Below are 12,713 nucleotides of genomic sequence, written 5' to 3'. Positions count from 1 at the left end.
AAAAGGGAAGCGAATGTATGTAGAATTCGCTTCCCTTTTCGTTATGTTTGCTTATTTCGTATCAATAGCCAAATGTAGATGACAATAGATAGGAGTACGGATAAAGCAGCTGTTATGTAGATGCTTCGATAGTCCAAAAAGTATCCAATTTGTCCAAATAGAATAGCACCGAATCCAATCCCGAGATCGAAAAAGGAAAAGTACGTTGCATTAGCCATTCCTTTGCGATTGGCGGCCGCTTTTTCGACAGACCAAGCTTGGAGTGCAGGCTGCAAGGCACCGAATCCTAGTCCATAACAGATGGCTGCGATATACAATACGGTGTTGTTTGGCATCCAAGCTAAAAGCAGCATAGCGATGCTAATGAGGATCGTAGATGGAATATAAATTGCTTTATGTCCGTGTTTATCATAAAGTTGTCCGGCAAAAATTCTTGTCGTCATGAGAGCTGCGGCAAAGATAAAGAAATACCATTGAATCCCTGTCACACCGCGTTGGTCTGCATAAAGGGGTAAAAATGTTGAGATTCCTCCAAACGTGACCGAAATGAAAAAGATGAGGATGGACGGCTGAAGGGCGCTTTTTTCGTATAAGTTCCATTTCGTTGTTTTCGCTGCTATAGCAATAGGCTCGGCTTTTTTATAGCGAATGGTCGAAGCGGAAATCCAGGCGATGACACCTAAAAGCCCACAAATTAAAAAAAGTTCTTTAAACGAGATCATATTGACCAAAATTAATCCAAGCGATGGACCAATAGCAAGTGCGACATTTCCTGATAATCCGTAATACCCCATTCCTTCGCCGCGTCTTTTGGCTGGAATAAGGTCTGTTGCGATGGTGCCAGATGCTGTTGTCGAATATCCCCAGCCTATACCTTGAATGACACGTATAGCAAAGAGCAGGATCAAACTTGTGGTAAAGCCAAAAACGCCAATAGTGAAGATGAAAATCGTTAATCCAGCTAGAAAAACAAAGCGTCGACCTTTTGTTTCCAATAATTGTCCAGCAAACGGTCGAATCAGCAGGGCGGAAAAAGTGAAAATGCCGACAACTACGCCAATGAGGCGATCATTTCCACCAAGACTTTCAACGAAAAGTGGAATAGTCGGTAAGGTCATTTGAAAGCCGAGAAATACAAAAAAGTTAGCTAAGCAAATTAAAATAAAATCCCGTGTCCAGATTTTTTCCTTGCTACTTACGTGTTCTTTCACCAAAGATTCAGCCATACACATTCACCTTCAATCTATAGATGCCGTTATTTTACTAAAAATGCATGAAATTTACCAATGATTGAGAATTGAATTGTTGAGTTTTTTATTCGAATCAATGCATCTCCATGATTAAGTTTTTACTGGGCTAACAAACGAATTCCGCTAAAATGGGTTAATAGCAGATAGCGGAATTGATTAAAGGCGCATATACATGCATTATAAATATCCCTAAAGTATAAATAACTATTTGGAGGCAAGGTAAATATGGCAGATAAAGTGGGTTTATCATACCTTGAGAAGTTAGTCAGTAAAACTGTGACCGTTTTTAAAGGAGGACCACATTCAAGAACAGGTGAGCTTTTGGCGGTGCAAAGTGATTATTTGGTGTTGAAAACGGAAGATCAACAAGTTGTGTATTATCCATTAACACAATTAAAAAGCGTGATTGATAATACGAAGAATAGCACAGTATCAATCGAGAATCTGTACACAAGACTAGCGGCACAGGAAACAATTATTTATCCTGATACGTTTCAAGAATTAGTGCAGTCTCTGCAATTGGGCTATGTTCAAGTAAATGGAGGAGGACCATCTTCTAGTAAAGGCTACTTACTTGATGCTAAGTCCGAATACATTGCTTTGACAACAGAAGAAAAGGGACTTGTTTTCTATCGACTTGATCAAATCAAGAGTCTTTCTACAACCGAATCTGATTTTTCAGAGGTGTTACCAACAATTGCATTTGGCGGTAGTGACTTATTTACAGATTTGCTAAGGTCTCTTCTGTTACAATGGACTACGGTTAATCATGGACCAGATAAAGTAGAAGGTATATTGATTGAAGTAAATGACGAATATTCTGTACTTGTGAAACATAAAGAAGTTATCTATGTACCAAATGATTCGATTAACTTTGTTGCTCAGAAAGTAGCAGTTGAAGAGGAAGAAAATGGTGAAAATATGGATAATACTACTCAAAACATTATCCAGCCTGAAATTACTCAAAGTAATACACAGCCTGTAAATAGCACCCCTGCAAGAACCTCTGCAAGAAACTCTACAATTAGACGTATGTTAATCGAGAATATTATGAGAAATTCAACGATTGGACAGTGATAAATAAGTAATAAAAGTACAACAACATGCTCGTTGTTGTACTTTCTTTTTGGCCTTGTTAAGCAATATTGTTGATCATACGGTTTTAGAATCATTTGTGTCAGATCAAAGTCTTGCATAAATGATTCCAAAATGAATAGTACTCTGTACCAAAGCTTTCTTTTTAAATTAAGTCCTATGAGGCGATCGAAATCAGTCAAACCTCAATAGTGACATAACTTTTAGCTTGGACATTATGGCAAATGAAGCGTTTTGAGATGCTGACAATTCCAATAGACGATTTCCTCTTCCGCAGTTATGAGTGTCAATTGTTGATTTTGTACTTTTTGAAGTAGACCAATTTTCTCGGGATGATCACCGCCATCTAAGATGACCATATTATTTTCAAGTTTTTTACACTGTTCACTAAAAGATCTAGCTAATGCAATTGAAGTAGGGTTAACAGGGAGAAATTCATTATTTAATGAATAAGGGGCAGAATTTTTGCTATATGGAATTAACCACTTTAAGTGATTCATGGAGATAAACATGACTTTATAGGCAGGAGAGTAGAAGACGAAGTAATCATTCATAATGCTTGTTAAATAGCCATGAATCGTTTTATTTCCTTCAATATAGATTTGGACAAAAGTTCCTTTCGCATTAGTGAGAATCTTTCGAAAGGAGATGGATTCTGAGTTTGTTGTAATAGGCTGTTCTGGCTGAAAGTCCGCTGCTAATTCTAATATATTTTGAGTGTCTAGCTTGACTCGTTGAATATGAACAATGGGGATATAGAAATATTGTCCATTATAGAGAACGAGAATATCTAATCCAGCATCGACAAGTTGCCCAAATATCTCTATTTTCCCTGATATCTCTACATTTATTGTTTTACCGATTAGGTGATGAAAATGATTCATAATTCATTGTAGCTCCTATTCTTTTATAAAATGTTGTTGTTAAAATAGCCAAGATACCCAGTAGTATAAGAGAACTAAAGTTAAAAGTGTGGCAGGGGGAATGACGATAAAGGTTACCTTCATATACTGTCTCCACGTAATCTTGATTCCGCTGCTTTTGACAATGTGCATCCACATAATGGTCGCTAATGTTCCCATAGGGAGAAGCAGTGATCCCATATCGCTACCGATTACGTTTGCCAGATAGGAGACTTTTAATGTGAGTGGGTCAAGATTCATATTCATTAAAGTTAACGTACCGACCATCAATGCTGGATGATTATTAAAAATATTGGAGAGAATGGATAGTAATCCACCCATCATGACACTTGCATGCAGTAAGCTTCCAGAAACGATTGGGTCCATGATTTTAATCAACAATGTTGTTAAGCCAATATTATGCAGCCCGTAGATTACGACATACATACTAAAGGCAAAGACAAGAATATACCAAGGTGTTCTTTTTAGCACATCAATTGGCGATACTTTTAAATAAAACCAACGCCATCCGAGTAGGACAACAGAGCCGAGTACCGCCATAACGGAGACAGGAATGCCGTAGTAAGAGGCTAGAAATAAGCTGATACGAACGATTAATACAAATAGAAGAATTTTAAGCATAAAGCGAGTATTTTGCTTCGTTAATAAGGAGGTTGAATTTTTAAGAGGATGATATGAACCAGTTACCATGCCTGTCACTTTCGTAGGAATCACTTTCGGTAGTTTATTGTAAAAAATTAGAAATAGAAGCAGAACAAGGAATAATAAACCGACTGTCGCAGGTACAAACATCATGGCGGTCTGCATGTACAAATCCATGTCAACAATCTTGAGCGCGATTAAATTGACGATATTACTGACACCAATTGGAGCACTTGAGGCAGTTGCAATGAGGGCACCAGATAACAAGTACGGAATTTTCTGATGATGCTTCACACCTAAATTATTGAGTAGGAGAATGAGAATCGGGGTTGTAATGAGAATACTACCATCATTATTCACGAATAGCGTCATGAGAAAGCATAAGAGGTTTACATACCAGAATAAGCGAATCCCAGAACCTTTTGCTTGATGGGCTAATAATTCAGCTGTCCATTTAAAAAAACCAAAACTCTCTAAAACTAGCGCCATTACAATTGTTGCTATAATAGTGATGGCTGCACCGCCAATGGTTTCGGTAATTTGCCATAGGTCTGAAATAGAAACACTGCCTGTCATCAAAATGAGAACAGCGCCAATCGTCGCTGGAATAGCTTCATTTACCCCTTTTGGCCGCCACATTACAAACACGATTGTAAATAAAAAGGCTAAAACGGTTAATAAGCTTGTAAAGTCAAGCACGTTTTCCTCTCCCTTAGTGGTTGTTCATAGAACCTAGTTATAAATAATTCGGCGAATGTCACTATCTTACAAACCTCCTTTATATCCATTTTCCCTATAATATATGCGTTATGGATAAGACAAGCTTCCGTCATTATCCTAATATTTTAAAATTCCGCTCATGAATCTATTAAACATTTGCATGCAAGGGACGATATTTTAGAAGAAAGGCAAAATTGCTGAAAAGTAATGACGCAAAACTAGAGGGGCTTCTACCTATGGTGAAGTCAGCCAGTTATCATCAAACGTAAGGAGAGTTATTATTGATGTCAAAACAACGTTGGGTTACAGCTGAAGAAGCTTACGAAAGAAAATTGCGAAATAAGAAAATTTTTATTGCCTCTTATCTATTGTTTACAGTAATCCTGATTTCATCATTGACTATTTTATTAGGGTCATTGTAATTAGATTGATAGTTGTTGCTATTATGCTCTATTGGGCAATATAGCTTACTTAGAAAAAGGCAAATAAAAGAGACTGCTTCGTTTTTGAAGCAGTCTCTTTTATTTAGGCTGTATTAATGAACATTGTTGATTTATATGATTTTTGGCTCATACGTGTAAAAATGCGGTTTCACACGTACTTCTTATCTTTTTGAACTTTTTTCGATTTTTTCGTACACAGAGGCGAGAGCTTGTTCGAATTTACCGCTTTTTTTAGGTATATAGTATTTTTTGTTGAGTAATTTATTCGGTAAATATTGCTGTTTGACCCATCCGCTTTCGTAATTATGCGGATATAAATAATCAATGCCTCGTCCGAGCTCTGTGGCACCTAGATAATGTGCATCTTTCAAGTGATTTGGCACATCGCCGCTATGTCCCGAACGGATATCTGTAAGAGCATGGTCAATAGCTAAAATAGCTGAATTGGATTTTGGCGATAAGCATAGTTCAATAACAGAATTAGCAAGTGGGATGCGAGCTTCAGGGAAACCGAGTCTTTCGGCTGCTTCTACTGCAGCCAATGCGCGTGGACCAGCTTGAGGGTTAGCAAGACCGATATCTTCATACGCGATGACAATTAAGCGACGGGCAATGCTTGTCAGATCACCTGCTTCTACTAAACGACCAAGATAATGGAGCGCAGCATGAACATCACTGCCGCGAATCGATTTTTGGAATGCAGAAATGACATCATAATGAGCATCGCCATCTTTGTCATGAGAGAAGCTTTTTTTCTGCATGCATTCTTCAGCAATTTCCACATCGATTGTTACAATATTAGCCGTGTCTGGTTCAGTTGAGATTACAGCGAGTTCTAAGGCATTTAAAGCGCTGCGAACATCGCCGTTTGAAGCGGTGGAAAAATGAGCAAGTGCCTCGGTTGTGACGTTTGTTTGATAGGTTCCCAGACCGCGTTGGTCATCTGCCAAGGCGCGCTGCAGGGCTTGAATAATTTCTGCTACTTCGAGTGCATGTAATTCGAATATTTGGCAACGACTGCGAATGGCGGGATTAATCGCATGATATGGATTACTTGTTGTTGCTCCGATTAATGTAATCATGCCATTTTCAAGATAAGGAAGCAAAAAATCCTGTTTCGCTTTATCAAGACGATGTACCTCATCAAGAAGTAAAATGACTTTGCCCGACATTTTCGCCTCAGCGACTACAATTTCTATATCTTTTTTATTATTTGTGACGGCATTTAATGTACGGAAAGCGAATTTTGTACTTCCTGCAATGGCACTTGCGATGGATGTTTTACCAATCCCTGGAGGACCGTATAAAATCATCGAAGACAGCTGCCTCGCTTTAACCATACGTTGAATGATTTTTCCTTCTCCCACAAGATGCTGTTGACCGATAATTTCATCGATTGTGCGCGGACGCATACGAAAGGCTAGTGGTTGAATCGGCATCTTCTTCACTCCTTCCTATATACAGTAACACAACTTGAGAATCATGCGTAATGATTGAAGGGATTCTGTTGATTTTCCAACTTATTTGATGGGGATAATTGACAACACGAGGAGTCAAAGTATGCATTTCTGATGGGAATATGCTATAATTTCATCAGTTTAAAGTTACGGAAAAAATTTGAGGTGTATGAAAATGAAAATTTCAACTAAAGGCCGTTACGGTTTAACCATTATGATTGAATTAGCGAAACATTACGGTGAAGGTCCAAAATCTTTAAAATCGATTGCGCAGTCACATGATTTATCGGAGCATTATTTAGAGCAGTTAATTGCGCCGCTTCGTAATGCGGGACTAGTAAAGAGTATTCGTGGTGCATATGGAGGATACATTTTATCACGAGAACCACAGGAAATTACTTCTGGAGACATTATTCGTGTTTTAGAAGGTCCGATTTCTCCGGTGGAAGGAATTGAAGATGAAGAGCCGGTAAAACGCCAACTCTGGATTCGCATTCGCGATGCCGTGAAAGATGTGTTAGACAATACGACATTATTGGACTTGGCGAACTATAAAGATACAGGTGAGCAAGGCTCTTATATGTACTATATTTAAAATGAAAACAAGAGGTAGTTTTTTAAAGCACTGTTGTGATAACGGTGCTTTATATCATTGTTGAGACGAATTAAAATATGCCACCGTTAATGGTGCGTTTAGATTTTTTGGAGGCGACAAAGTGAACAGAATATATTTAGATCATGCTGCGACTTCGCCCATGCATCCAAATGTAATAGATAAGATGATGACGGTGATGAAAAGTGAGTTTGGTAACCCGTCGAGTATTCATGCGTTTGGGCGTCAAGCACGTCATGTTTTAGATGAAGCAAGAATGAGTATTGCTGCAAGCATTGGAGCTGAACGGAACGAGATTATTTTTACAAGCGGCGGGACGGAAGCGGACAATACAGCGCTTATTGGTATTGCTGAGGCAAACAAGGCGAGAGGCAAGCATATTATTACGACTGAAATTGAACACCATGCAATCTTGCATACAAGTCAGTATTTAGAGAAAGAAGGCTTTGAGGTTACTTATTTGCCTGTTAACAGTGAAGGACTTATTTCGGTGGCTGATGTAAAAGCAGCTCTTCGAGAGGATACAATCCTAGTTTCTATCATGTATGGAAATAATGAAGTCGGTACGATTCAGTCGATTGCTGACATTGGTGCTCTTTTAAAAGAACATCAAGCTTATTTTCATACCGATGCTGTACAAGCGTATGGTTTAGTTCCCATTGATGTAAATGCGCTTCATATTGATTTATTAAGTGTATCAGCTCATAAAATTAACGGACCAAAAGGAATTGGATTTTTATATGTTCGTGAAGGTGTGAAGCTGCAACCACATGCTCATGGCGGGGAACAGGAGCGGAAGCGCCGTGCTGGAACGGAAAGTGTTCCAGCAATTGCTGGATTTGCCGAAGCGGTGAAGATTGCGCAACAGACGATGGCAGAAAAAGTGGAGAAGTATCGTACATTTAAAGAAATCTTGCTTGCTCGTTTTGAAGAAGCTGGTATACAATATCAACTTAACGGCTCATTAGAAGCATCGCTGCCACATGTATTGAATATTAGTTTTCCTGGAACGAATGTGGAATCAATGCTCGTAAATTTAGATTTAGCGGGAATTGCTGTCTCCAGCGGTTCGGCATGTACGGCAGGTTCTATTGATCCGTCGCATGTGCTTGTTGCGATGTTTGGTAAAAATTCAGAGCGGACGAAAAATTCCATCCGCTTTAGCTTTGGTTTAAACAATACGAACGAAGAAATAAAACAAGCTGCAGATGAAACGGTGAAAATCGTGAGCAGATTGGTTGATAAATAAAGAGGTGACAAGAATGAAGAAAGCACCAAAAGATACGCGTGTCGTTGTCGGTATGTCAGGTGGTGTGGATTCTTCTGTTGCAGCCCTGCTTCTGAAACAACAAGGCTATGATGTGGTCGGGATTTTCATGAAAAACTGGGATGATACAGACGAAAATGGAGTTTGTACGGCAACGGAAGATTACAACGATGTTATTGCGGTATGCAATCAAATTGGCATACCTTACTATGCGGTCAATTTTGAAAAGCAATACTGGGAGAAAGTATTTACGTATTTCTTAGAAGAATATAAAGCAGGACGAACACCAAATCCGGATGTAATGTGTAATAAAGAAATTAAGTTTAAAGCATTTTTAGAGCACGCAGTTAGTCTTGGCGCGGATTACTTAGCAACAGGTCATTATGCTCAAGTAGCCTTTAGAGATGGCGATTACAAAATGCTTCGCGGTATCGATGATAATAAAGACCAAACGTATTTCTTAAATCAATTAACTCAAGAACAATTGGAAAAAGTAATGTTTCCATTAGGGCATATTGAGAAAAAAGAAGTGCGTGAAATTGCGAAACAAGCTGGACTTGCTACAGCAGCGAAAAAAGACTCCACTGGTATTTGTTTTATTGGAGAGCGCAATTTTAAAGAGTTTTTGAGTCAGTACTTGCCGGCGCAGCCTGGTGAAATGATGACGATGGATGGAAGAGTGATGGGCAAACATGATGGGCTGATGTATTATACAATCGGCCAACGTCATGGTCTTGGAATCGGCGGAAGCGGCGAACCTTGGTTTGCTGCTGGAAAAGACTTGAAACGCAATATTCTATATGTGTGCCAAGGATTTAACAATGATTTGTTATACTCGACTTCTTTGACGGCAGTGAAAATGAGCTGGGTTGCCAATCAAGCACCAGCGAAAGAATTCACATGTACAGCTAAATTCCGCTATCGTCAAACAGACAGCCCTGTTTCTGTGAAAGTGCTGGAAACGGGCGATGTTGAAGTTGTTTTCGCTGAACCTGTGCGTGCGATTACCCCTGGACAAGCGGTCGTGTTTTATGATGGGGATGTCTGTCTCGGCGGCGGCACGATTGATGAAGTGTTTAAACATGGTGGAAAATTAACATATGTAGGGTAATATAAATAAGGTCCCCAACTGTTTACGGTTGGGGACCTTATTTGGTAAAGCCTTATGGTATACTTTCTATAGAAAATTAGGAGTGTGAAATAGATGGATAAAAATCAACAAGGAATTCAATATATGCAAGAAGGAAAATATGAGGAAGCAGCGAAGGTTTTTAATGAAGCGATTGAGGAAAATCCGAAAGATCCCGTTGCGTATATTAACTTTGGAAATGTGTTGACAGCAGTTGGTGATTATGAAAAGGCAATTCGTTTTTATAAAAGAGCACTTGAAATAGATGAACAGGCAGCAGCGGCCTACTATTCGCTTGGAAATTTATATTATGAAAGTGATAAATTAATAGAAGCGAAAGATATGTTTGAAAAAGCACTTCGTCATGGTTTGGAAAATGCGGATGCGTATTTCATGCTCGGCTTGACTTTAATGGCGCTTGATCAAGCAAAACTGGCGATGCCTTATTTACAACGTACAGTCGAGTTAAATGAGGATGACGTAGATGCGCGTTTTCAGTATGCCCTTTGCCTCGCTAATGCAGAGTTGTATGAGGAGTTGATTCATCAATTGAATATCGTGATTGAACAAGACCAGAATCACGCCGATGCTTACTATAATTTAGGTGTCGCTTTTGCAGGGTACCGTGATGATGTGGATGCGGCCATTGCTTATTTTGATAAAGCGCTTGAGGTGCAAGAGGACCATATGCTTGCCGCTCATGGGAAAAAACTAATGGAACAAATGAAAGCAGAAAACTAAACACAGTTATTTTAAGTCATGAAAGGTGGGAGAGGCTTTGAGTCAACAAGAGGCTTTAGATTTGTTTTCGGAAGAGAAGCAGTTTATGAAAGGGCGGCACTTAGTGACAATTTTTCATAATGAGGAAAATATGTATTCTGTTGTTCGGATTCGCTTGGATGAAACAAATTTGAATTATGATGAGCAGGAAGCTGTCGTGACTGGTTATTTCCCACGTATTCATGAGCATGAAACGTATATCTTTTACGGAGTATTGAAGGAGCATCCTCGCTTCGGTCTACAGTTTCAAGTTAATCATTTTCGCAAAGATTTGCCACAGTCGAAGGAAGGTATTGTGGCTTATTTATCCGGCGATATGTTTAAAGGAATTGGGAAGAAGACGGCAGAAAGCATTGTGGAAACGCTTGGTGAAAATGCAATTTCAAAAATTTTAGCGCAGCCTTCCGTACTGGATAATATTCCGCGTCTGTCAGGCGAGAAAGCAAAAGCCTTATATGATACATTGCTTGAAAATGAAGGTCTTGAGCAAGTGATGATTGCACTGAATCAATATGGTTTTGGACCGCAGCTTTCGATGAAAATTTATCAAATGTATAAACAGGATACGGTTTCTATTATTCAAAGTAACCCATATAAGCTTGTAGAGGATATTGAGGGAATTGGTTTTGGACGGGCGGATGAACTTGGATTTCAGCTAGGCATTTCCGGGGGGCATCCAGATCGTATTAAAGCGGCTTGCCTATATTGCCTTGACACGCAATGCATGCAGGATGGACATGTCTATATGGAGGCGGAGGAATTATTAGAGGCCGTTCAACGTTTATTGGAAGAAAATAAGCGTGATGTCATTGAATTTACGAATATTTCCTCAGAAATAATCAAATTAGAAGCGGAAAGAAAGATTGTTGTCGAGGAAACACGTATTTACTTGCCTGCTTTGTACTTCTCGGAAAAAGGAATTGTCATGAATATTCAACGGCTCCTGCAACAAACAGAGTATGAAGACCAGTTTCCAGAATCGGAGTTTTTATTAGCGCTTGGTGAATTGGAGGAGCGTCTTGGTGTGACATACGCTCCCGCACAAAAAGAAGCGATTCAGACGGCTTTGCAATCGCCTATGCTTATTTTAACAGGCGGCCCGGGAACAGGGAAAACGACGGTCATTAAGGGCATTGTGGAGCTATATAGTGAGCTTCATGGCGTGTCGATGAACATAAAAGATTATAAAAAGGATGAGGAGCCGTTTCCCTTTGTGCTTGCTGCGCCGACTGGCCGTGCAGCTAAGCGAATGGCGGAATCTACTGGTCTGCCTGCTGTGACGATTCATCGGCTGCTCGGTTGGAATGGCAGTGAAGGGTTTGCTCATGATGCAGACAATCCTATTGAGGGGCGAATTGTGATTATTGATGAGATGTCGATGGTCGACACATGGCTGGCTCATCAATTGTTGAAAGCATTGCCAGAGCATAGTCAGCTCATTCTTGTTGGGGATGAAGACCAGTTGCCGTCTGTTGGTCCTGGTCAAGTGCTGAAGGATTTACTAGCTTCAAAAGCTATTCCAACGATTGCTCTCCAACATATTTATCGTCAAGCAGACGGTTCTTCGATTATTGAACTTGCTCATGAAATGAAAAAAGGCCATGTGCCGCATGATGTGGCAAAGCAACAAGTTGATCGTTCTTTTATTCGATGTCAACAGAGCCAAATGGCTGATGTCATTAAGCAGGTCGTTCAAAATGCACGTAAAAAGGGGTATAGTTCACGTGACATTCAAGTACTTGCCCCGATGTATAAAGGTCCAGCTGGGATTGATGTACTGAACAAGATGCTCCAAGAAGTATTAAATGGGGATAGCGAGAAAAAACGTCGTGAGTTGCAATTTGGTGATGTCGTCTATCGAACAGGTGATAAAGTGTTACAGCTTGTGAATCAGCCTGAAGAAGGTGTTTTCAATGGAGACATGGGCGAAATTGTAACGATTATATTTGCGAAAGAAAATACCGACCATGTAGATAAAGTTGTCATTTCTTTTGAAGGCATTGAAGTGACGTATACGAAGCAGGATTTAAACCAAATCACACATGCGTATTGCTGTTCGATACATAAATCACAAGGAAGCGAGTTTCCAATTGTTATTTTACCTGTTGTGCGAAGCTACTATAGAATGTTACGTCGAAATTTATTGTATACGGCGATTACACGCAGCAAGGATTTTCTCATTATATGTGGAGAAGAAGAAGCATTTCGACTTGGAGTGGAACGTAATGATGAAACACAGCGCCGGACAACATTGCGGGAAAAATTACAGGAAATACATGCAAGAAGCGATACTAAAGTTATTGAAGAAGGTGAATCATACCTCGATCGCTTAATGAATGAGGACCCGATGATTGGCATGGGCGATGTAACTCCGTATCATTTTATGTAAAGGTT

General features: G+C 39.6%; 11 protein-coding genes and 1 riboswitch. Of the genes, 7 read left to right on the top strand and 4 right to left on the bottom strand.

Annotated features, from left to right (window positions below; genetic code table 11):
• Positions 1–41 precede the first annotated feature (41 nt).
• The gene (locus tag BAOM_RS18070) at positions 42–1,226 is read right to left on the bottom strand and encodes an MFS transporter (protein ID WP_127761475.1); all 1,185 of its coding nucleotides are present in this window, start codon (positions 1,224–1,226) and stop codon (positions 42–44) included.
• Between the two features lie 249 nt (positions 1,227–1,475).
• On the opposite strand from BAOM_RS18070, the gene BAOM_RS18065 reads away from it, so the two are divergent.
• Complete coding sequence (locus BAOM_RS18065; protein WP_127761474.1) at positions 1,476–2,327, top strand: hypothetical protein; 852 nt, start codon at positions 1,476–1,478, stop codon at positions 2,325–2,327.
• 233 nt (positions 2,328–2,560) lie between these two features.
• Here the strand turns inward: BAOM_RS18065 and BAOM_RS18060 are convergent, their stop codons facing one another.
• Both BAOM_RS18060 and BAOM_RS18055 read right to left on the bottom strand, forming a co-directional pair.
• Positions 2,561–3,229: a DUF2642 domain-containing protein gene (locus BAOM_RS18060; protein WP_127761473.1), complete on the bottom strand. Its 669-nt coding sequence runs from the start codon at positions 3,227–3,229 to the stop codon at positions 2,561–2,563.
• A 39-nt stretch (positions 3,230–3,268) separates the two neighbouring features.
• Positions 3,269–4,609, bottom strand: a complete 1,341-nt coding sequence (locus BAOM_RS18055; RefSeq protein ID WP_127761472.1) for an arsenic transporter — start codon at positions 4,607–4,609, stop codon at positions 3,269–3,271.
• A gap of 198 nt (positions 4,610–4,807) precedes the next feature.
• Positions 4,808–4,891: riboswitch (cyclic di-GMP riboswitch) on the top strand.
• 23 nt (positions 4,892–4,914) lie between these two features.
• Here BAOM_RS18055 and BAOM_RS24625 point away from each other — a divergent pair.
• Complete coding sequence (locus BAOM_RS24625; protein WP_164853280.1) at positions 4,915–5,052, top strand: hypothetical protein; 138 nt, start codon at positions 4,915–4,917, stop codon at positions 5,050–5,052.
• 182 nt (positions 5,053–5,234) lie between these two features.
• Here the strand turns inward: BAOM_RS24625 and BAOM_RS18050 are convergent, their stop codons facing one another.
• Positions 5,235–6,512, bottom strand: coding sequence for a replication-associated recombination protein A (locus tag BAOM_RS18050; RefSeq protein ID WP_127761471.1), 1,278 nt, complete (start codon positions 6,510–6,512; stop codon positions 5,235–5,237).
• Positions 6,513–6,705: 193 nt separating this feature from the next.
• Here BAOM_RS18050 and cymR point away from each other — a divergent pair, with 193 nt between their 5' ends.
• The 5 genes from cymR to recD2 all read left to right on the top strand — a co-directional run bounded on the left by cymR (position 6,706) and on the right by recD2 (position 12,708).
• The gene (gene cymR, locus BAOM_RS18045; protein ID WP_127761470.1) at positions 6,706–7,125 is read left to right on the top strand and encodes a cysteine metabolism transcriptional regulator CymR; all 420 of its coding nucleotides are present in this window, start codon (positions 6,706–6,708) and stop codon (positions 7,123–7,125) included.
• A gap of 121 nt (positions 7,126–7,246) precedes the next feature.
• Entirely contained in the window at positions 7,247–8,392 is a 1,146-nt protein-coding gene (locus BAOM_RS18040) for a cysteine desulfurase family protein (protein WP_127761469.1), read from the top strand.
• A gap of 13 nt (positions 8,393–8,405) precedes the next feature.
• The gene (gene mnmA, locus BAOM_RS18035) at positions 8,406–9,521 is read left to right on the top strand and encodes a tRNA 2-thiouridine(34) synthase MnmA (RefSeq protein ID WP_127761468.1); all 1,116 of its coding nucleotides are present in this window, start codon (positions 8,406–8,408) and stop codon (positions 9,519–9,521) included.
• 93 nt (positions 9,522–9,614) lie between these two features.
• Positions 9,615–10,280: a tetratricopeptide repeat protein gene (locus BAOM_RS18030; protein ID WP_127761467.1), complete on the top strand. Its 666-nt coding sequence runs from the start codon at positions 9,615–9,617 to the stop codon at positions 10,278–10,280.
• An 85-nt stretch (positions 10,281–10,365) separates the two neighbouring features.
• Positions 10,366–12,708 (top strand): SF1B family DNA helicase RecD2, encoded by a 2,343-nt coding sequence (recD2, locus tag BAOM_RS18025; protein ID WP_373995346.1) that lies wholly within the window; start codon positions 10,366–10,368, stop codon positions 12,706–12,708.
• The last annotated feature ends 5 nt before the right edge of the window (positions 12,709–12,713 follow it).

This window comes from Peribacillus asahii (assembly GCF_004006295.1).
Lineage (GTDB): Bacteria > Bacillota > Bacilli > Bacillales > DSM-1321 > Peribacillus > Peribacillus asahii_A.
The sequence above is the reverse complement of the archived record's forward strand: the minus strand, read 5'-3'. Positions and strand labels throughout refer to the sequence as shown.

Bases quoted from the DNA above. Each gene is read 5' to 3' on its own strand.
- BAOM_RS18070 (WP_127761475.1), bottom strand. From the start codon at position 1,226: ATGGCTGAATCTTTGGTGAAAGAACACGTAAGTAGCAAGGAAAAAATC.
- BAOM_RS18065 (WP_127761474.1), top strand. From the start codon at position 1,476: ATGGCAGATAAAGTGGGTTTATCATACCTTGAGAAGTTAGTCAGTAAA.
- BAOM_RS18060 (WP_127761473.1), bottom strand. From the start codon at position 3,229: ATGAATCATTTTCATCACCTAATCGGTAAAACAATAAATGTAGAGATA.
- BAOM_RS24625 (WP_164853280.1), top strand. From the start codon at position 4,915: ATGTCAAAACAACGTTGGGTTACAGCTGAAGAAGCTTACGAAAGAAAA.
- BAOM_RS18050 (WP_127761471.1), bottom strand. From the start codon at position 6,512: ATGCCGATTCAACCACTAGCCTTTCGTATGCGTCCGCGCACAATCGAT.
- cymR (WP_127761470.1), top strand. From the start codon at position 6,706: ATGAAAATTTCAACTAAAGGCCGTTACGGTTTAACCATTATGATTGAA.
- mnmA (WP_127761468.1), top strand. From the start codon at position 8,406: ATGAAGAAAGCACCAAAAGATACGCGTGTCGTTGTCGGTATGTCAGGT.
- BAOM_RS18030 (WP_127761467.1), top strand. From the start codon at position 9,615: ATGGATAAAAATCAACAAGGAATTCAATATATGCAAGAAGGAAAATAT.
- recD2 (WP_373995346.1), top strand. From the start codon at position 10,366: ATGAAAGGGCGGCACTTAGTGACAATTTTTCATAATGAGGAAAATATG.